Consider the following 19,126-nt stretch of genomic DNA (forward strand, 5'->3'; position numbering starts at 1 on the left):
GAACGTGTTCGACACAGTGCTGGTCGCGAACCGCGGCGAGATCGCGGTCCGGGTGATCCGGACGCTGCACGCGATGGGCATCCGCTCGGTCGCGGTGTACAGCGACGCGGACGCGGATGCCGCGCACGTGCGCGCGGCGCATCTCGCGGTCCGGATCGGCCCGGCCGAGGCGGCGCGCAGCTACCTGTCCATCCCGGCGATCATCAAGGCGGCCAAGGACACCGGCGCGCAGGCCGTGCACCCCGGGTACGGGTTCCTCTCCGAGAACGTGGAGTTCGCCCGCGCCTGCGCGGCGGCCGGGCTGGCGTTCATCGGCCCGCCGGTGCGCGCGATCGACGCGATGGGCGACAAGATCCGCGCCAAGGCCACGGTTTCCGCGGCGGGCGTTCCGGTCGTGCCCGGCAAGTCCGATGTGGACATTCCGGCCGGTGGCTTCGCGGCCGCCGCGGACGAGGTCGGGTATCCGTTGCTGCTCAAGCCGTCCGCCGGTGGCGGCGGCAAGGGCATGCGGCTGGTCACCTCGCCCGGCGAGCTGGCGGCGGCCGAGGAATCGGCTCGGCGCGAGGCGAACGGCGCGTTCGGCGACGACACTCTGCTGCTGGAACGGTTCGTCACCACGCCCCGGCACATCGAGATCCAGGTGCTCGCCGACTCCCGCGGCAACGTGATCCACCTCGGCGAGCGCGAGTGCAGCCTGCAGCGGCGGCACCAGAAGATCGTCGAAGAGGCGCCGTCGGTGCTGCTGGACGAGCAGACGCGGCAGCGGATGGGCGCCGCGGCCGTGGAAGCCGCGCGGTCGGTCGGGTACGTGGGCGCGGGGACCGTCGAGTTCATCGTGTCGTCGACCGCGCCGGACGAGTTCTTCTTCATGGAGATGAACACCCGCCTGCAGGTCGAACACCCGGTGACCGAACTGGTGACCGGGCTGGACCTGGTCGAATGGCAGCTCCGGATCGCGGCCGGGGAACGGCTTTCGGTGGCCCAGGAAGACGTCCGGCTGGACGGGCATGCCGTCGAGGCCCGGCTCTACGCCGAGGATCCGGCGCGCGGGTTCATCCCGACCGGCGGCACCGTGCTCGCCCTGCACGAACCCGCGGGTGAGGGCGTGCGCGTCGACTCCTGGCTGACCGAGGGCACCGTGGTCGGGTCGAACTACGATCCGATGCTGGCCAAGGTGATCGCCTGGGGGCCGGACCGGGCGGCGGCGCTGCACCGGCTGGACCTGGCGCTGGCCGAGACCGCGGTGCTCGGCGTGACCACCAACGTGGCGTTCCTGCGCGGATTGCTGGCCGACGAGGAGGTCCGGGCCGGGCGGCTGGACACCGAGCTGGTCGAGCGCAGGCTCGCCACGTTGGTTTCCCCGGGAGACGAGGAGTTCTACTCGGTGGCCGCGCTGGACCGGTTGCTCGAACTCGAACCGCGTACGTCCATTGTGGACCCGTGGGAGGTGCCGACCGGCTGGCGCCTCGGCGCGCCCGGCGGCGTGGTGTTCCGGCTCCGGGCGGGGGAAGCCGAGGCGGTGGTGCGCGTCGAAGGGCCGCCGGGCGACGCGGTGGTGACCGTCGACGACGGCGAGCCGGTCCGGATTTCGGCGCGCCGCGAGGAATCCGGGCTGCTCGAGATCCGCGACGAGTCCGGGCTGCGCCGGTACCGCCGTGCGCTCGGGCCGGACGGGCTGCTGTGGCTGGCCCGCGACGGCGCCTGCGTCGCGGTCGGTGAACGGCCGAATCTCCAGCTCAGCCAAGGGGAAACGGCCGAAGCGGGCCCGGTGACCAGCCCGATGCCGGGCAGTGTCCTGGTGGTCAAGGTCGCCCGGGGCGATCGGGTGAGCGCGGGCGCGCCGCTGCTGGTCGTCGAGGCGATGAAGATGGAACACACGATCACCGCGCCGGTCGACGGCGTGGTCAGTGAACTGCACGTCCAAGCGGGCCAACAGGTCGCGCTGGACGAACCCCTTGCCGTGGTGACCCCGCACGAGGAGAACTGATGATTGACTTCCGGCTCGACGACGAGTACGAAGCGCTCCGCAAGACCGTCCACGATTTCGCGCAGTCCGAGGTGGCCCCGGTCATCGGCGGGTTCTACGAGCGGGAGGAGTTCCCGTACGAACTCGTCGCGAAGATGGGGCGGATGGGGCTGTTCGGACTGCCGTTCCCCGAGGAGTACGGCGGGATGGGCGGCGACTACTTCGCGCTGTGCCTGGCGCTGGAGGAACTCGCGCGGGTCGACTCCTCGGTCGCGATCACCCTGGAAGCCGGGGTTTCGCTGGGCGCGATGCCGCTCTACCGGTTCGGCAGCGAGGAGCAGAAGCGGGAGTGGCTGCCCGCCCTGTGCGCGGGCGAGGCGCTCGGCGCGTTCGGGCTGACCGAGCCCGGCGGTGGCTCCGACGCCGGGGCGACCCGGACCACGGCGAAGCTCGACGGCGACGAGTGGGTGATCAACGGCAGCAAGTCGTTCATCACCAACTCCGGCACCGACATCACCCGGCTGGTCACGGTCACCGCGGTGACCGGCGAGCGCGCGGGCGGGCGCAAGGAGATCTCGGCGATCATCGTGCCGTCCGGGACACCGGGCTTTTCGGTGGCGCCCAAGTACTCCAAGGTGGGCTGGAACGCCTCGGACACGCATGAACTGTCCTTCGCGGACTGCCGCGTGCCCGCGGCGAACCTGGTCGGCGAGCGCGGCCGGGGCTACGCCCAGTTCCTGTCCATTCTGGACGAAGGGCGGGTCGCCATCGCCGCGCTGAGCGTCGGGCTCGCGCAGGGCTGTGTGGACGAATGCGTGCGCTACGCCGGTGAGCGCGAGGCGTTCGGCCACAAGATCGGGGAGTACCAGGCGATCCAGTTCAAGATCGCGGACATGGAGATGCGTGCGCACACCGCCCGGCTGGCCTACTACGCGGCCGCGGCGAAGATGCTGCGCGGCGAACCGTTCAAGAAGGAGGCCGCGATCGCGAAACTGGTCTCCTCCAACGCGGCGATGGACAACTCCCGCGACGCGACCCAGATCTTCGGCGGGTACGGCTTCATGAACGAGTTCCCGGTCGGCCGGTTCTACCGCGACGCGAAGATCCTGGAGATCGGCGAGGGCACCAGCGAGGTCCAGCGCATGCTCATCGCCCGCGAGCTGGGGTTGTAGCCTCCGCGCACTTCTGTGATAGAAATACCGGTATAACCATCCCGGTTGTGCCGGAGTGGAGCACGATCGAACCGCGGGGGCGAAGTCGTCGTTCCTCGGCTACCACCCGCGCTGGGCGCCGCCGCCGTACCCGGCGGTCAGTTTCGTCGTCGGCGAGGCGGATCCGGCCGATCTGCGGCTCATCGAGACCACCGAACGCGGCCTCGCCGCCGGGATCGAAGCGGCCCGGGCGGGCAACCGGCTCGGCGATGTCGGGCACGCGATCAGCTTGGTCGGGCGCGGCGCGGGCTACGGCCTGGTCGACGGCCACGGCGGGCACGGCATCGGGCGCGCGATGCACGAGGATCCGCACGTGCCGAACGAGGCCAGGCCGGGCCGGGGCCTGCGGTTGCGCCCGGGCATGGCGTTCGCCATCGAGCCGATGTTCGTCCTCGGCGGATCGGACGACTACCGGCATGGCGAGGACGGTTGGACCGTGCACACCGCCGACGGGAGCCGGGCCGCGCACGCCGAACACACGATCGTGATCACCGAGGAAGGTCCCCGTATTCTCACCACATTATGAGTGAGATCGCGATCCGCCCCGGCGGCGAGCAGGACTTCCCCACCCTGATGAAGATGTTCGACGGCGCCGTCGCGTGGCTGGTCGAGCGGGGTCGCCCGGGGCAGTGGGGCACCGAGCCGTTCAGCGGGAACCCCAAGCGCGAGAAGCGGGTGCACGGCATGGCCACCAGTGGCGGGCTGGCCATCGCCGAGATCGGCGGCGAACCCGCGGGCGCGACCTGCCTCGTCGAGACGCCGCCCGCGCACATCCCGCCGGTCGCCGAGCGGGAGCTCTACATCGACCTGCTGATCACCGCGCGCGAGCACACCGGCCGCGGGGTCGGCGGCGCGCTGATCGAGCACGCTCGCGAGGAGACCCGCCGCCGCGGGATCTCGCTGCTGCGCGTGGACTGCTGGGCCGGGGGCGGCGGGGATCTCGTCCGCTACTACGTCGGTCAGGGCTTCACGCCGACCGTCCAGTTCGAGGTCAACGGCTGGATCGGCCAGGTCTTCGAGCAGCGCGTCCGCTGACCGGGCTGGCGCGGGGGCCCGTTTCGGGGGACCATGAGCGCACCCGTTGGCGACGTGCCAACAGGGTGCGGTTTCGGGTCAGCGCCGACGGAAGGAGCCAGCGTCATGGGGCGAGTGCGTTCGCTGCGGGGCAAGGTGGTCGTGGTGACCGGGGGTGCGCAGGGGATCGGGGCGAAGACCGCGCAGGCGCTGGTCGGGCACGGGGCCCGGGTGGCGATCGGCGACCTCGACCAGGTCCGGGCGGACAAGACCGCGGGCGAGCTGGGCGTGGACACCGTGGCGCTGCCGCTCGACGTCACCGACACCCAGGGGTTCACCGAGTTCCTGGACGAGGTCGAACGGCGCCTCGGGCCGATCGACGTGCTGATCAACAACGCCGGGATCATGCCGCTCGCGCCGCTGGACGAGGAGGACGACGCGTCCACCCGCCGCCAGCTCGCGATCAACCTGCACGCGGTCATCCACGGCACGCGCGAGGCGGTCCGGCGGATGCGGCCGCGGGGAACCGGGCACATCGTCAACGTGGCGTCCATGGCCGGCAAGGCGGGTTTTCCGGGCGGGGCGACCTACTGCGCGACCAAGCACGGCGTGGTCGGGCTGTCCGAGGCGGTGCACCTGGAACTGCACGGCACCGGCGTCGAGGTGTCCTGCGTCATGCCCGCGATCGTGCGGACCGAACTCGCCAGCGGGCTGGGCGAGGCGAAAATGATCAAATCGGTGCTGCCGGAGGAGGTGGCGAACGCGATCGTCGGCGCGCTCCTGCGCCCGCGTTTCGACGTCTATGTTCCCAAATCGTTGGACGCCATGGGCAGGATCACACGGCTGCTGCCGCGCCGGGTCGGCGAATGGATCGTGCGTTCCCTGGGTGGAGACCAGATTCTGGCTTCAGCGGCCCATTCTTCCGCACGCGCGGACTACGAGGCCCGGGCCGCCCACAGCGCACCTACGGTAGAGGGCGAGCGGGATTCGTAGCCCTGATGGCGTAATCCACGCCGCCGGACCGTCCGAAGTGGACTTGCTTGCCGGGCGCTTGCTGGAGTCGCTTGTTGAGTCGGGGGTCGTCGCCGGGCAAGATGCCATTACCGGATTTTTGTCACCTGGAGGCGAGAAATGGCATCACCCCCCGCTCGGCTGGCCGCCGCGGCATCGAACGTGGTCGGAAAGCTGCGCGGGGGCGTGGCCGATCTGCGGCCGGTGCCGCGGGTGCTCATCGACCAGGGACCCAACCGGTCGGTATACCGGCTCACCGCGCCGGACGGCGGGGCGTCCGGGCCGCCGATCCTGCTTGTGCCGCCGCTGGCCGCGCCCGCGTTGTGCTTCGACCTGCGCCGCGGCTGCAGCCTCGCCGAGCACCTGGTGGACGGCGGGCGGCGGACGTACCTGGTCGACTACGGCAACGTGGCGTTCTCGGACCGGCGGCTGGGCGTCGAGCACTGGATCGACGAGGTGCTGCCGCGGGCGATCCGCAAGGTCAGCGAGGACGCCGGCGGGCAGGGCGTGCACCTGGTGGCCTGGTGCCTCGGCGGGATCTTCTCCCTGCTGACCACCGCCGACCAGCCGGAACTGCCGATCGAATCGATCGCGACGATCGCCGCGCCGTTCGACTTCACCGCGATCCCCCTGGTCGCCCCGTTCCGGCCGCTGATCGACCTCACCGGCGGGCACGTGCTGACCCCGTTCTACCGGCTGCTCGGCGGGGCACCGTCCTATTTGGTCAGCCGGGCGTTCCGGGTGACCGGGATCAACAAGGAGATCACCAAACCGCTCGCGATCCTGAAAAACCTGGACGACCGAGACTACCTCGCCCAGATCGAGGCGGTCGACCACTTCATGGACAACATGATCGCCTACCCGGGGCGGACGTTCGGGCAGCTCTACCACCGGTTCTTCCGCGCGAACGACCTGGCCGAGGGCACCGTGGACCTGAACGGGCGGATCATCTCGCTGGCCGGGGTGAAGGTGCCGACCCTGGTCATCGCGGGCGAGAACGACACGATCGCCCCGCGCCCCGCCGTCGAACGCCTGGTCGGCCTGCTGGACAACGCCCCCTCGGTGGCCTTCAAGACCGCCCCCGGCGGGCACCTCGGCGTCCTCACCGGCCGCAAGGCCCGCCACACGACGTGGAAGTACGTCGACGACTTCCTGGCCGAACAGATCGCCGCCGGCTGACCCCGAGCGCCCGGCTGCCGCGTGCCCGAACGCGATACTCGCGTGCCCGAGTGTGTAGTTCGCGTGCCTGAGTGTGTAGTTCGGGTGCCTGAGCGTGTAGTTCGCGTGCCCGAATGTGGAGTTCGCCTACCGGAACGGGGAACTCGGTGGACCGGAACGGGCAACTCGCACGACCGGAACGCGGGACTCGCGGACGCGCAGCCCCCACCTCCACGCCGTCACCGGCGGCAGGAAGGGAGCTTTACTACGGTTCAACCGCAGCGAGGGAGATTTACTACGGTTCAACTGGAGTAAAGGTCCCTTGCTCCCGCCGTGGTGGTGGCGTATGCATGAGTGATGCATGATGAGCGGGTGGGGAACGTGCTGGGGGCGGCGGCGTTGGCGGTGAGTGATCTTCTGCTCGCCGGGGTGACCGGGGCGAGCGGGATCAGTGCGAGCGGGGCGGCCGCGCTGATCGTGTTGCGGGCGTCGCCGGGGCTCAGCGTCACCGAACTCGGGCGGCGGATCGGGTTGAGCCAGCCCGCCGCGGCGCGGATGGTGGATTCGCTCGAGGCGCGTGACCTGGTCGAACGGCAACGCGGAGCCGGTAAGGAGGTCGCCGTGCGCGCCACCGAGGGCGGCCTGAACACCGCATACCGGATCCTGTCCGCGCGCGGCGGCCGCCTCGCCGGGCTGGTCGCGAAGCTGGACGAGTCCGAGCGGGAAACCCTGGACCGCCTGCTCGGCAAACTCCTCACCGGCGCCTACGAGGAGGTCCGGAGCTCGGAACGGCTCTGCCGCCTGTGCGACCGGGCGGCCTGCGTCGCCGATGGCTGGGATTGCCCGGTCGGCGCGGCCGAACGCGCCCAGCTCGCGGGTTAGCCCGCTCGGCTCCGGTTCCGGTGCGCGCCGATCACCAGGCCGTCCAGCGCCCAGCCCGGCGCGAGCTGGCTCACCAGCCCCGACAGTTCGTCGCAGGCGCGTTCGACCTCGAGCCGGGCCTGGTTCCGTTCGCTCATGACCGCGGCGAGCAGCAACGCGGTCAGCGCGACCGAGCCGTTGAACGCCTGCAGCGTGATCATCTTCGTGGTGAGCCCGAGGTCGGCGAACGGCCCGGTCCCGTGCGCGGCGGCGAGGATCGTCACGGTCGACGCGACCAGCGCGCAGGGCAGCGCGCCAATGTGCTGGAACCGCAGGGCGGCCCAGATCAGGAACGGGAACACCAGGAAACTCAGGTCGACCGGCCCGGTCGTGGCGATCAGCGCGACCGCGAAGGTGCCCGCGATCAACGCCGCCCCTTCACTCCAGCGCATCGCACGCGCGCCCCTCGGCCAGCGGGTCGACCGGGCGACGAGCAGCAGCGGCGCCACGGTGAGCACGCCCATCGCGTCGCCGGTCCACCACACCGACCAGACCGACATGAAATGCCCCGCCGGAATTCCACCGGAGAGCACGAGCACCCCGGTGCCGATCGCCGCGCTGATCAGCATTCCACCGAACGCACCCAGGAAGACGAGTGCGAGCGCGTCCCGCAACCGATCGAGTTCGGGCCGAAATTTCACCCGTTTGAGTAACAGATAAGCGCAAACCGGCGCGAGTGTATTGCCCACCGAAATCCCGGCGGAGGCGAGCGCCGACGATCCGGCGGCCAAGTTGACCAGAAATGCCGCGACCGCGATCCCCGGCCACACCCGGATGCCGAGCAACACCAGGCAGGCCAGCGCGATCCCGGTCGGCGGCCACAGCGGCGTCACCTGCCCGCGCACCAGCGCGAGCTGAAGTCCCAGCTCAGCGGCGACGAAATAGGCGCCACCGACGACCAGCATCCACATCCCGGTGACCGCCTGGGCCGGCGGCTTCCGGTTGCGCACCACAGCGATCATGAGCCTCACTTCTTCGCGCGGGGATGGCCGGTCGGAGCAACGGATGCCACCAATTGTGCAGCAAAATCGCTCCATGAACCTGGTCAATTGCAACCGTGGAACGGTGTTGGCCGGTTTGATATTTTCAAATGCCGTGAATGGATTATTCGGAACGTGGAACACTACGGCCGATCGGTTGGCAGCTGCTGATCTTGGTCGAGCAGGTCGCTCGGCGATACGACTCGCCAGATTCCCGACCTTTCCGTTGCATTGGGGCCGCTGGTCGCCGCCTTCTGCCAAGCCCGTTGCACGGCCGCGAACAACCCGTCGATCTGTCCGGCCGCACGCGCTCCGGTGGATCGGCTCTTCTGCCAGTTCACATCGCGCCATCCTCCCTCGGTGGTCCGCCGCGATGCGTTCACGAGTGGACGGAGCCAGGCCTGCAACCGGTACTCCAGCGCCAACCCGGCCGCGTTCGGATCGATGGTCGATGGCAGGTGAGCCGCCTCTGGCAGTCGCGGCCAGGCAACGACCACGACCCGATGCCAGATTTCGGGCGGAAAGGTGTTTGCGAGGTGATGGCTTTCGCCAACGGGCAGGTCCCGCAATCGGCGTTCGGCATTGGCGGTCTGACCGACGTACAGCAGTCCCCAGCGAAGCCAGACACCGTATACGACCTGACCGGTCATGTTCGGCCCGTCATGGCCGACCACCAGAGAACGTCCGAGTTGGTGCGCGAATTCGTAGCGCCGCTCACGCCACGCGCGCGAAGCCGCCTCGGAGGAGGTGATCCGTTGGAGAGTCCGCCGCCATTCGTCGAAGTCGGTGATCGTCTTTACCCCATCTGCAGACCGATGTGGACCGAGCCTATTCGACAGGTGACAGCAGTCAACAAGCCCGGCCACACCGCCCGGAGGGGCGATGACGGCCGGGCTTGGCGCGACGCGGGCTAGCGCAGTTCGGCGGAGGACTTGCCGAGCAGGCGGCGGGCGACGATCAACTGCTGGATTTGCTGGGTGCCTTCGAAGATGTCCAGGATCTTCGCGTCGCGGCTCCACTTTTCCAGGAGGGATTCTTCGGTGTAGCCCAGGGTGCCGGCGAGTTCCACGCAGCGGAGCGTGATGTCGACGACCGAGCGGCCCGCTTTCGCCTTGGCCATGGAGGCTTGCAGCGAGTTGGGCTGGCGGTTGTCGGCCATCCACGCGGATTCCAGGGTCAGCAGGTACGCGGCCTCGTAGTCGGCCTCGAGCTGAAGGTAGGTCGCGGCGGCGGCGTGCTGGGTGTTCGCCGGGCGGTCGTAGTCGACGGTGATCCCGGCCTCGGCGAGGACCCGGGCGGTTTCCTCCAGGGCGGCCCGGGCCACGCCGATCGCCATGGCGGCCACCAGCGGGCGGGTGTTGTCGAAGGTCTGCATGACCCCCGCGAAACCCTTTTTGGTGTCGATCTCCGGGGTGCCGAGCAGATTCTCCTTGGGCACCCGGCAGTTCTCGAACCGGAGCACCGCGGTGTCCGAGGCGCGGATGCCGAGTTTGTGCTCGACGCGGATGACCTCGAAGCCCGGGGTGCCCTTCTCCACCACGAACGATTTGATCGCGGCCCGGCCGACGCTCTTGTCCAGGGTCGCCCACACGACGACCGAATCGGCGCGCTCACCGGAGGTCACGAAGATCTTCTCGCCGTTGAGGACGTAGTGGTCGCCGTCCAGCCTGGCGGTCGTGGTGATCGCGGCCGAGTCCGAGCCGCAGCCCGGTTCGGTGATCGCCATCGCCGCCCAGGTCTTGCCGAACCGCTTCAACTGCTCGTCGCTGGCGACCGAGGCGATCGCCGCGTTGCCCAGGCCCTGGCGCGGCATGGACAGCAGCAGCCCGACATCGCCCCAGCACAGCTCGATCGTGCCGAGGACGGTGTTCAGGTTGGCGCCGTTGCGGTTGCCCTTCTTGTCGCCGTTGTCGTCCCGCCGGACGCCCGCGGCGCCCCCGCCGCCCTCGCCGGAGGAGTTCAGGCCGTCCAGCAGGGCGGCGAACATGTCCAGTTCGGTCGGGTACGTGTGCTCGGCCCGGTCGTACTTCCGGGAAATCGGCCGGAAAACCTCGGCCGCGGCCTGGTACGCCTGGTTGACCAGGGCGCCGGCCTTCTTGGGAACTTCCAGGTTGATCATGGGGTTTGCCTTTCGCAGCAAGCAAAGAAACTCAGAGGAGGACGGCGCCTTCCATCACGCCGATGGCGCGCAGGTCGCGGTACCAGCGCTCGACCGGGTGCTCCTTGATGAAGCCGTGCCCGCCGAGCAGCTGGACGCCCGCGTTGCCGATCTGCATGCCCTTGTCGGTGGCGAGCTTGCGAGCCAGCGCGACCTCGCGCGCATACGACTTGCCCTGCTCGGCCCGGGCCGCGGCGCGCAGCGTCACCAGGCGCAGGCCCTCCAGTTCGATCCCGATGTCGGCGACCGAGAACGCCACGGCCTGCCGGTGGCTGATCGGCTCGCCGAACGCCTGCCGCTCGTTGACATACGGGATCACGTAGTCCAGCACGGCCTTCGCGGTGCCGGCGGCCAGCGCCGCCCAGCCCAGGCGGGACAGCCGCACGGTTTCCGCGAACACCTCGGCCTTGCCGCCGCCGAGCAGCGCGTTCGACGGCAGCGACACCTTCTCCAGGTGCAGCTTCCCGGTCGCCGCGCCGCGCAGCCCCATCGCGGGCTCGGATTCGATCGTCACGCCCGGGTTCGACGATTCGACGATGAACAGCGCCGGGCCCCGGCCCTCCAGATCCGCGGAGACCACGAACAACTCGGCCTGCGCGGCCCGCGGCACCAGCGACTTCACGCCGTCGAGCTGGTAGCCCTTGGGGGTGCGCTTGGCCTTCGTCTTCGGCTTGAACGGGTCGAACAGCGGCGCCCGTTCCAGCAGGGCGAGCGCGGCGGCGGGCACGTCCTCGCCGGTGAACGCGGGCAGGTAGTCCGCCTGCTGCTGCTCGTTCCCCCACAGCACCAGCGACGTGCTCACCGCGGACGGCGCGAGCACGGCCACCGCGAGCCCCAGGTCGCCGTGCGCGAGCGCCTCGGCCACCAGCGCGCCGGTCACCACGGACCGTTCGGTGCCGACCCCGCCCAGCTCCTCGGGAATGCCGATCTGGGTGACGCCCAGTTCGGCGGCCCGGCTCAGCAGGCCCTCGGGCGGCTGCAGCTTCGCGTCCGCGTCGGCCGCGGCGGGCCGCAGCTGCTCGGCGGCGAACTCGCCGACCGTCTCCACGATCATCTGCTGCTCTTCGGACGGCGTCAGATCGAACAGGCCCTTGTCCGGGGTCGGCGCCAGCCGGGCCGGCTTGCCCAGCCGCTGCGCCGACTTGAACGACCGGCTCGCCGCGCCCGCGGCCCGGAACCCGTTCTTCACCGCCGTGGACACCAGGTTCTCGACCGGTTTGCGCAGGCCGGACCGGTTGACCACCTTGCTCCCGGCGATCTTGGTGAGCGCAGCCAGGCCAATGCCCATGGCGTCTCGTTTCTTCTGCGGCGTACCCACGTCGCCTCTCCCATCAGCCGTGGAACGGCCTCGCTTACCTACTCACGAGTAGGTTAACCCGTGTCAATCCGATTCGCCAGTGGCCCCGCTCACCGGGTGTCGTTCTTGTGCCATCGCGCACCAACCGCCGAACCGGATTCGTTCGAATCCGACAAGCGCAGCACAGGCCGGGTCGCGTACCGGTCGATTACCTCGAATTGATATCGAGTGCCGCGCCCATGAGAGCCACCAGTTCGGCGCGCAGGTTCGGGCGGGCGGCGAACCGGCGGGTGCGGGCCAGGTCGTTCGCGATGGTCAGCGCCGCGTGCACGGTGATCTTGGCTTCGCGGGCGTTCAGCGCGGGGTGCACCGCGGACAGCAGCCGCACCCACTGGGCCACGTAGTCGCGCTGCACCCGGACCAGTTCCGCGTGGTCCCGCTCGGGAATGCCGTTCAGGTCGCCGGAGAAGGCGACCGCCAGCTCACCGGACACGGTCAGGGTGTGCACGTACGACTCGGTCAGCCGCCGCAGCGCCTCGTTTTCGTCCGGTGGGGAGCTCCTGCGCAGCGCGTACTCGGCGCCGAGCGCGAGCCGGTCGGCCGCGCGCTGGCAGATCGCGATCATCAGCCCGGCCTTGCTCGGGAAGTGCCGGTACACGCTCGGCCCGGCGATCCCGGTGGCCGCGCCGATCTCCTCCATGCTCACCGCGTGGAAACCGCGCCGCCGGAACAGTTCGGTCGCGGCCTCCAGGAGCTGTTCCCGCCGGGACGGCGTGCCCAGGCCGGTCTGGGGTGGTGCGGGTTCGGGTTCGCCGGGCGGGGCGGGCAGCGTGACGTGCAGCACCCGCTGCGCGATCTCGACCAGGAGCGCGCCGAACCGCCGCTTGGCGACCGTGGTGTGGTGCACCGAGACGCTGCCGTACACGCTCAGCCCGGCCCAGCACAGCAGTTCGGCGTCCGCGGGATCGAGGTCGGGCCGCCTGGTCAGCAGCGCTTTCGTCCACGCCTGCAGGACCGCGCCGGAGCGCCGCCGGATCTCCCGTTGGTCCTCCGGCGCGAGGTGCTTGCCCTCCCAGCGCCACAGCGCCGCGACCTCGCGCCGCTCCACCGCCTGCGCGGCGAGCGAGCCGAGCAGCGCGTCGATCCGGTCCGGCCCGGACGAGTCGAGGGTGGACAGTGCCTCGGCGGTCGCCGACTCCATGTCCGCGATCCCGGAGAGCAGCACGTAGGCCAGGATCGCCCGCTTGTCGGCGAAGTGCCGGTACAGCGCGGGCCCGGTCACCCCGGCCGCGGCGGCGATGTCGTTGATGCCGACACCATGGAAGCCGCGGGCGCGGAACAGCTCCGCGGCGACCGTGGCCAGCTGGCTCTTGCGGTCGCGCGGGCGGCGGGGACGCTCGGTGGAGTGCTCCATAGGTGAAGCCACTCTAGCTGGAGTTGAATCGATGACAACCCATTGACAGTATGGGGTTCGACCGGCATATGTTAGTGGCAATTAGCACGAGCAGACCTGCGCGAGGAGACCTTGTGAGTACAGAGGCGTTCATCTACGAGGCGATCCGCACGCCTCGGGGCAAGGGGAAGAAGGGTTCCCTGCACGGGACCAAACCGCTCGACCTCGTGGTGGGTCTGATCAACGAGCTGAAGGCCCGGCACCCGGGGCTGGACCCGGCGCTGATCGACGACATCATCCTCGGCGTGGTCTCCCCGGTCGGCGACCAGGGCTCGGTGATCAGCCGGACCGCCGCGCTGGCCGCCGGGCTGCCGGACACCGTGGCGGGCACGCAGATCAACCGGTTCTGCGCCTCCGGGCTGGAGGCGGTGAACCAGGCCGCGCAGAAGGTGCGCGCGGGCTGGGACAAGCTGCTGATCGCCGGTGGTGTCGAGTCGATGTCGCGGGTGCCGATGGGTTCCGACGGCGGCGCGATGTTCGCCGACCCGGCCACCGCCTATGACCTCTACATCGCCCCGCAGGGCATCGGCGCGGACCTGATCGCCACGATCGAGGGATTCTCGCGCGAGGACGTCGACCGGTTCGCGGTCAGCTCGCAGGACAAGGCCGAGGCCGCGTGGGCGGGTGGCTACTTCGCCAAGTCCGTGGTCCCGGTCAAGGACATCAACGGCGTGACGATCCTGGACCACGACGAGCACCGCCGTCCTGGTTCGACCGTGGAGACGCTCGGGAAGCTCAAGCCCGCGTTCGCCGGGATCGGCGACTTCGGCGGTTTCGACGCCGTCGCGCTGCAGAAGTTCCACCAGGTCGAGAAGATCAATCACGTGCACACCGGCGGCAACTCCTCGGGCATCGTGGACGGCGCCGGGATCGTGCTGGTCGGCAACGAGCAGGTCGGCAAGGACCTCGGGCTGACCCCGCGGGCGCGGGTGGTGGCGACCGCGGTCACCGGTTCGGACGCGACGATCATGCTGACCGGTCCCACCCCGGCCACCAAGAAGGTTCTCGACATCGCCGGGCTGACCATCGACGACATCGACCTGTTCGAGCTGAACGAGGCGTTCGCCTCGGTCGTCCTGAAGTGGATCAAGGACCTGAAGATCCCCGAGGAGAAGGTGAACGTCAACGGCGGCGCGATCGCCATGGGCCACCCGCTCGGCGCGACCGGCGCGATGATCCTCGGGACCATGGTCGACGAACTGGAGCGCCGCCAGGCTCGGCGCGCGCTGGTCACCCTGTGCATCGGCGGCGGCATGGGCCTCGCCACCATCATCGAGCGCGTCTGAGGCGAGGAAGAAACCACCATGGCTGAAGCGAAAACCATCCGCTGGGAGCAGGACGCCGACGGCATCGTCGTGCTGACCCTGGACGATCCCGAGCAGTCCGCGAACACGATGAACGCCGACTTCCGCGAGTCCCTCGGCGTGATCGTGGACCGGCTGGAGTCCGAAAAGGACTCGATCACCGGTGTGGTGATCACCAGCGCGAAGAAGACGTTCTTCGCGGGCGGCAACCTGAACGAGCTGATCCAGGCCAAGCCGGAGCACGCCGCCGAGCTGACCGAGAGCACCAACGCGATGAAGGCCCAGCTGCGCCGCCTGGAGACGCTGGGCAAGCCGGTCGTGTCCGCGATCAACGGCGCCGCGCTCGGCGGCGGCCTGGAGATCACCCTGGCCACGCACCACCGGATCGTCGCGGACGTACAGGGCGCCGTGCTCGGCCTGCCCGAGGTCACCCTGGGCCTGCTGCCCGGTGGCGGTGGCGTGGTCCGGACCGTGCGGCTGCTGGGCATCCAGAGCGCCGTGATGAACGTGCTCGTCCAGGGCCAGCGGCACCGCCCGGCGAAGGCGCTGGAACTCGGCCTGGTGCACGAGGTCGTCGGCTCGGTCGACGAGCTGCTGCCGAAGGCCAAGGAATGGATCAAGGCCAACCCCGAGGGCGGCGTGCAGCCCTGGGACCAGGAGAAGTACAAGATCCCCGGCGGCACCCCGTCGAACCCGGCGTTCGCGGCGAACCTGCCCGCGTTCCCGGCCAACCTGCGCAAGCAGCTCAAGGGCGCCCCGATGCCCGCGCCGCGCGCGATCCTGGCGGCGGCGGTCGAGGGCTCGCAGGTCGACTTCGACACCGCGATCCAGATCGAGACCCGGTACTTCGTGCACCTGGCGACCGGTCAGGTGGCGAAGAACATGACCAAGGCGTTCTTCTTCGACCTGCAGCACATCAACTCGGGCGGTTCGCGCCCGGACGGGTACGAGAAGTTCACCGCCACCAAGGTGGGCGTGATCGGCGCCGGGATGATGGGCGCGGCGATCGCCTACGTGTCCGCGAAGGCCGGGATCGACGTCGTGCTCAAGGACGTGTCCCAGGAAGCCGCCGAGAAGGGCAAGGGCTACGCGGTCAAGCTGGAGGAGAAGGCGCTCTCCCGGGGCAAGACCACTAAGGAGAAGTCCGACGCCCTGCTGGCCAAGATCAAGCCGACCGCGGATCCGAAGGACTTCGCGGGCGTGGACTTCGTGATCGAGGCGGTGTTCGAGAGCCAGGACCTCAAGCACAAGGTCTTCGGTGAGATCGAAGGCGTCGTCAACCCGGACGCGGTGCTCGGCTCGAACACCTCCACGCTGCCCATCACCGGCCTGGCCGAGGGCGTGCAGCGGCAGGAGGACTTCATCGGCATCCACTTCTTCTCGCCGGTGGACAAGATGCCGCTGGTGGAGATCATCCGCGGCGAGAAGACCTCGGACGCCACGCTGGCCAAGGTCTTCGACTACACCCTGCAGATCAAGAAGACCCCGATCGTGGTCAACGACAGCCGCGGCTTCTTCACCTCGCGGGTGATCGGCACGTTCATCAACGAGGCGGTCGCCGCGCTGGGCGAGGGCGTCGAACCGGCCAGCATCGAGCAGGCCGGTTCGCAGGCCGGGTACCCGGCGCCGCCGCTGCAGCTGATGGACGAGCTGACGCTGACCCTGCCGCGCAAGATCCGCCAGGAGACCCGCGCCGCGATCGAGGCGGCCGGGGGCACCTGGAAGGCGCACCCGTCCGAGGCGGTCATCGACAAGATGCTCGACTCCTACGACCGCAAGGGCCGCTCGACCGGCGCCGGGTTCTACGACTACGACGAGAACGGCAAGCGGACCGGCCTGTGGCCCGGCCTGCGCGAGGCGTTCAACTCGGGTTCGGGGGACGTCCCGTTCGAGGACCTCAAGGAGCGCATGCTCTTCGCCGAGGCGCTGGAAACCGTGAAGTGCTTCGACGAGGGCGTGCTCACCTCGGTGCAGGACGCGAACATCGGGTCGATCTTCGGCATCGGGTTCCCCGCCTGGACCGGCGGCGTGATCCAGTACATCAACCAGTACGAAGGCGGCCTGAAGGGTTTCGTCGCCCGCGCCCGCGAACTCGCCGAGCGCTACGGTGACCACTTCACCCCGCCGCAGTCCCTGGTCGAGAAGGCCGAAAAGGGCGAGATCTACGAGTAACCCACCCCCGCTTGGTGTCATGAGGGGACCCCTCCAGACAAAATTTGTCTGGAGGGGTCCCCTCATGACAGGCAGTTGCGCTCGGTGAGAAGCGGCTGAGCCGTCCGGGTGGTCGTCGGATCACTGAGGTGTGGGCATGCGAACGCACCTACCATGGGGTAAGACGGCGGATGGGGTGCATGGTGACCACGATCGGCGAGCGTATTCGCGAGTTGCGCAATGGGTGGCTTTCGCAGCAGGAGTTGGCGACGGCGGCCGGGGTGAGTGTCGAGCTGGTGCGGAAGCTGGAACAGGGCCAGCGGCATACCGCCAGCGTCGCCAATCTGCAGAAGATCGCCACCGCACTGGACGTGGATATCACCCAGTTGTTCGCGAAGCCGGTGCGGCCGCCGAGTAGCGACCCTAATTCCGGGGTGCTCGCCATTCGCCGGGTGCTCACGTCCGTGGACGACTTGGTGGAAAACGTGAGCGATGCGGTCGAGCCGATTTCACTGGATGAAGCGGAACGCACGGTTTCCTACTTGTGGGGCGCGCGTTGGGCGGGTCGTTACGAGCTGCTTCCTTCGCTGATCCCGAATGCTCTCGCGCAGCTTCGCGCCACCTATCGAGAGGCGAACATCGGCGAGAAGGCGCGCGCGGCTCACGTGCTGTCACGTGCCTACAACCTCACCGGGGAAGCCCTTGTGATCATGGGTCAGCGGGATGCCTCCTTCCTGGCGACCCGCGAAGCGCTCGCCACCGCGAAGAACAGCGACGACGAACTCCTCTACTTGGCGACGCACATGTCCATGGCCGACCAGATGATCGGCCAAGGTCGTTATGACGACTGCATCAATGTCGCCTTGACTGCCGCGAACCGGGTGCGGGCAGACAATGCCGCTTCGAACGCCGAGCTTTCGGCCTATGGCCTGCTGACGATAACCGCGGCGATGGCCGCGGCGCGGAAGCTCGACAAGGGGACTGTGGCAGAGCTTTTGGCGGAAACTCAAAAGGTAGCCGATCGAGTCGGCTACGAGCACAAGGAACACGAGACGACGTTCGGCCCCACGAAGGTTTCCATGCTGGCGGCTGGGCTGTTCAACGCGCTGGATGAGCTTGATTCAGCTCTGCGTGCTGCCAGGAAGATTCCGCGAGACGCGTACTTGCCTCCAGCCTCGCGCACTGCCTTTATGAGCAGCCTCGCGCTCACCTATCTGCGTTTGGGGGAAGACCAGAAATCGATCGACGCATTGCTGTCCGCGGAGGCGTCGGCGCCGGATGTGGTGAAGTATCAAACACTTCCCCGGCAAGTGACCAGCGAGTTGCTCACCCGGGAGAAGCGCAAGTCGACGCGTCTGCGCGAGCTTGCCACTCGAATAGGTGCCGCGCGAACGAGTTAACCCGGCGCATATCACTGAGTTCGCCCTGGCGACTGGTACGCCGCGTACTACCGTCCATCGGGTAGTCGGACGCTCTGTCCTACTGATTTCCATGTCGCGTTTTCTACGTTCGTCGCGTGTTCGATCTTCTGCTTATGGTCCGTTTCCGTGTCGAGGTCGTCGGCGCGGCTCGGCGGACTGTCCACTTCGTACAGATTCCGGATGGGATCGTGCTGACCCAGTCGCCCGAGACCGCGGTGTTGATCGCCTTGTGTGGTCAGCGATTCCAGCAGGGTGAGGTCGAGCGGCTGGGCAAGCCGATCGGGATGCCGTGTGAGGATTGCCTTTTCCTGTTACCGGGACCGCGAAAGGAACCGGTGCCGGACGATTCGCCGGTCGTTCTCGGCCCGCGTCCGCGGTTGGTGCCGGGGTTGTTCCGGGTGTCGGCGTGATCGGGTTCTTTCGCCGCAGGCGGGAACGGCGGGCCGTGGCTGTCGGCGAAGCCAGGGCGGCTCTGGTGCGCCTTCCCCCGCTCGATCCCGGGGCGCCGGATGGTGGCGATTCCGTGATCCGCGAGGTTGTGGACGCGCGGGCGGCCGTGGTCGCGGCGCTCGGTCGGGTTCGCCGGAGGTCGCTCGCCGGAACGCTCCTCGGGGAGGCGAGGAACTGGCTCACCGCATGGCTCGATGACGTGTGGTTCGCGGCCGAGTCCGAATCCCCGCATACCCATCTGCTGTACCGGCAGATGACCGCCCACCTGAAACGCGTCGCCGAGCGCCTGCCGCGGGAGAATCATGACGCGACCGACTGGTGAACAACTGGCCGACCTGGAAGCCGCACTCGCGGCGGCGCTGCGGTGGCGGCGCCGCGAGCGGGCGGTGAGCCTCCGGAAGTTGTGCGGCCTGATCGATGACGGCCTGCTGCCTTCCGGCCTGTGCCGGATGTTGAACGGCGAAACGCCGATCACGGTCCGGCGGTTGGTCGCGCTCTGCGCGGCGCTCGATACCTCTCCCGGTGAACTGCTGGACCAGGCGTGCCGCGCGACGCTCGACCCGGTCGCTCGGTGTGATGTCGCGGCCCTCCTCGAGCCCCCTGCGGATCCGGTCCCCTCATGACATCCTCG

The 19,126-nt window shown here is 69.0% G+C and carries 18 protein-coding genes; 13 read left to right on the forward strand and 5 right to left on the reverse strand.

The window, feature by feature from the left end:
* Positions 1–4 precede the first annotated feature (4 nt).
* The 7 genes from FXO23_RS20635 to FXO23_RS20665 all read left to right on the forward strand — a co-directional run bounded on the left by FXO23_RS20635 (position 5) and on the right by FXO23_RS20665 (position 7,242).
* Positions 5–1,987 (forward strand): acetyl-CoA carboxylase biotin carboxylase subunit, encoded by a 1,983-nt coding sequence (locus tag FXO23_RS20635; protein ID WP_158887018.1) that lies wholly within the window; start codon positions 5–7, stop codon positions 1,985–1,987.
* The gene (locus FXO23_RS20640) at positions 1,987–3,138 is read left to right on the forward strand and encodes an acyl-CoA dehydrogenase family protein (protein ID WP_158887019.1); all 1,152 of its coding nucleotides are present in this window, start codon (positions 1,987–1,989) and stop codon (positions 3,136–3,138) included. The genes FXO23_RS20635 and FXO23_RS20640 overlap by 1 nt, the downstream gene beginning before the upstream one ends.
* Positions 3,139–3,193: 55 nt before the next feature.
* Entirely contained in the window at positions 3,194–3,703 is a 510-nt protein-coding gene (locus FXO23_RS20645; RefSeq protein WP_158887020.1) for a M24 family metallopeptidase, read from the forward strand.
* Complete coding sequence (locus tag FXO23_RS20650; RefSeq protein WP_158887021.1) at positions 3,700–4,212, forward strand: GNAT family N-acetyltransferase; 513 nt, start codon at positions 3,700–3,702, stop codon at positions 4,210–4,212. The genes FXO23_RS20645 and FXO23_RS20650 overlap by 4 nt, the downstream gene beginning before the upstream one ends.
* 105 nt (positions 4,213–4,317) lie before the next feature.
* A complete protein-coding gene (locus tag FXO23_RS20655; RefSeq protein WP_158887022.1) occupies positions 4,318–5,184 on the forward strand; it encodes an SDR family oxidoreductase in 867 nt (288 codons plus the stop codon).
* Positions 5,185–5,322: 138 nt separating this feature from the next.
* Entirely contained in the window at positions 5,323–6,381 is a 1,059-nt protein-coding gene (locus FXO23_RS20660; protein ID WP_158887023.1) for an alpha/beta fold hydrolase, read from the forward strand.
* Positions 6,382–6,732: 351 nt separating this feature from the next.
* On the forward strand, positions 6,733–7,242 hold the full coding sequence (locus tag FXO23_RS20665; RefSeq protein ID WP_246257597.1) for a MarR family winged helix-turn-helix transcriptional regulator: 510 nt from the start codon (positions 6,733–6,735) through the stop codon (positions 7,240–7,242).
* Here FXO23_RS20665 and FXO23_RS20670 read toward each other — a convergent pair.
* The 5 genes from FXO23_RS20670 to FXO23_RS20690 all read right to left on the reverse strand — a co-directional run bounded on the left by FXO23_RS20670 (position 7,239) and on the right by FXO23_RS20690 (position 13,130).
* Entirely contained in the window at positions 7,239–8,243 is a 1,005-nt protein-coding gene (locus FXO23_RS20670; protein ID WP_158887025.1) for an MASE1 domain-containing protein, read from the reverse strand. The two genes, FXO23_RS20665 and FXO23_RS20670, sit on opposite strands and share 4 nt — an antisense overlap.
* Before the next feature lie 161 nt (positions 8,244–8,404).
* Positions 8,405–8,935 (reverse strand): hypothetical protein, encoded by a 531-nt coding sequence (locus FXO23_RS20675; protein ID WP_158887026.1) that lies wholly within the window; start codon positions 8,933–8,935, stop codon positions 8,405–8,407.
* Positions 8,936–9,171: 236 nt separating this feature from the next.
* Positions 9,172–10,380: an acyl-CoA dehydrogenase family protein gene (locus FXO23_RS20680; RefSeq protein WP_158887027.1), complete on the reverse strand. Its 1,209-nt coding sequence runs from the start codon at positions 10,378–10,380 to the stop codon at positions 9,172–9,174.
* 31 nt (positions 10,381–10,411) lie between these two features.
* Positions 10,412–11,707 carry an acyl-CoA dehydrogenase family protein gene (locus FXO23_RS20685; protein ID WP_158887028.1) on the reverse strand — a complete coding sequence of 432 codons (1,296 nt, stop codon included), beginning with the start codon at positions 11,705–11,707 and terminating at the stop codon, positions 10,412–10,414.
* Positions 11,708–11,924: 217 nt separating this feature from the next.
* Complete coding sequence (locus FXO23_RS20690) at positions 11,925–13,130, reverse strand: TetR/AcrR family transcriptional regulator (RefSeq protein WP_158887029.1); 1,206 nt, start codon at positions 13,128–13,130, stop codon at positions 11,925–11,927.
* Between the two features lie 113 nt (positions 13,131–13,243).
* Here FXO23_RS20690 and FXO23_RS20695 point away from each other — a divergent pair, with 113 nt between their 5' ends.
* From FXO23_RS20695 to FXO23_RS20720, 6 genes are all read left to right on the forward strand, one after another.
* Positions 13,244–14,455 carry an acetyl-CoA C-acetyltransferase gene (locus FXO23_RS20695; protein ID WP_158887030.1) on the forward strand — a complete coding sequence of 404 codons (1,212 nt, stop codon included), beginning with the start codon at positions 13,244–13,246 and terminating at the stop codon, positions 14,453–14,455.
* 18 nt (positions 14,456–14,473) lie between these two features.
* Entirely contained in the window at positions 14,474–16,645 is a 2,172-nt protein-coding gene (locus FXO23_RS20700; RefSeq protein WP_158887031.1) for a 3-hydroxyacyl-CoA dehydrogenase NAD-binding domain-containing protein, read from the forward strand.
* A 179-nt stretch (positions 16,646–16,824) separates the two neighbouring features.
* Positions 16,825–18,024: a helix-turn-helix domain-containing protein gene (locus FXO23_RS20705; RefSeq protein ID WP_158887032.1), complete on the forward strand. Its 1,200-nt coding sequence runs from the start codon at positions 16,825–16,827 to the stop codon at positions 18,022–18,024.
* A 116-nt stretch (positions 18,025–18,140) separates the two neighbouring features.
* The gene (locus FXO23_RS20710) at positions 18,141–18,455 is read left to right on the forward strand and encodes a hypothetical protein (protein ID WP_246257600.1); all 315 of its coding nucleotides are present in this window, start codon (positions 18,141–18,143) and stop codon (positions 18,453–18,455) included.
* Entirely contained in the window at positions 18,452–18,817 is a 366-nt protein-coding gene (locus tag FXO23_RS20715; RefSeq protein WP_158887033.1) for a hypothetical protein, read from the forward strand. Before FXO23_RS20710 ends, FXO23_RS20715 begins: the two co-directional genes overlap by 4 nt.
* Positions 18,798–19,118, forward strand: coding sequence for a helix-turn-helix domain-containing protein (locus FXO23_RS20720; RefSeq protein WP_158887034.1), 321 nt, complete (start codon positions 18,798–18,800; stop codon positions 19,116–19,118). Before FXO23_RS20715 ends, FXO23_RS20720 begins: the two co-directional genes overlap by 20 nt.
* Positions 19,119–19,126 lie beyond the last annotated feature (8 nt).

This window comes from Amycolatopsis anabasis (assembly GCF_009765355.1).
Taxonomy (GTDB): Bacteria; Actinomycetota; Actinomycetes; order Mycobacteriales; family Pseudonocardiaceae; genus Amycolatopsis; species Amycolatopsis anabasis.

What these genes read in the sequence shown, in the direction of transcription:
- FXO23_RS20640 (WP_158887019.1), top strand. Translation starts at nt 1,987, where the DNA reads ATGATTGACTTCCGGCTCGACGACGAGTACGAAGCGCTCCGCAAGACC.
- FXO23_RS20700 (WP_158887031.1), top strand. Translation starts at nt 14,474, where the DNA reads ATGGCTGAAGCGAAAACCATCCGCTGGGAGCAGGACGCCGACGGCATC.
- FXO23_RS20685 (WP_158887028.1), bottom strand. Translation starts at nt 11,707, where the DNA reads ATGGGCATTGGCCTGGCTGCGCTCACCAAGATCGCCGGGAGCAAGGTG.
- FXO23_RS20720 (WP_158887034.1), top strand. Translation starts at nt 18,798, where the DNA reads ATGACGCGACCGACTGGTGAACAACTGGCCGACCTGGAAGCCGCACTC.
- FXO23_RS20650 (WP_158887021.1), top strand. Translation starts at nt 3,700, where the DNA reads ATGAGTGAGATCGCGATCCGCCCCGGCGGCGAGCAGGACTTCCCCACC.
- FXO23_RS20690 (WP_158887029.1), bottom strand. Translation starts at nt 13,130, where the DNA reads ATGGAGCACTCCACCGAGCGTCCCCGCCGCCCGCGCGACCGCAAGAGC.
- FXO23_RS20660 (WP_158887023.1), top strand. Translation starts at nt 5,323, where the DNA reads ATGGCATCACCCCCCGCTCGGCTGGCCGCCGCGGCATCGAACGTGGTC.
- FXO23_RS20705 (WP_158887032.1), top strand. Translation starts at nt 16,825, where the DNA reads ATGGTGACCACGATCGGCGAGCGTATTCGCGAGTTGCGCAATGGGTGG.
- FXO23_RS20655 (WP_158887022.1), top strand. Translation starts at nt 4,318, where the DNA reads ATGGGGCGAGTGCGTTCGCTGCGGGGCAAGGTGGTCGTGGTGACCGGG.
- FXO23_RS20670 (WP_158887025.1), bottom strand. Translation starts at nt 8,243, where the DNA reads ATGATCGCTGTGGTGCGCAACCGGAAGCCGCCGGCCCAGGCGGTCACC.
- FXO23_RS20680 (WP_158887027.1), bottom strand. Translation starts at nt 10,380, where the DNA reads ATGATCAACCTGGAAGTTCCCAAGAAGGCCGGCGCCCTGGTCAACCAG.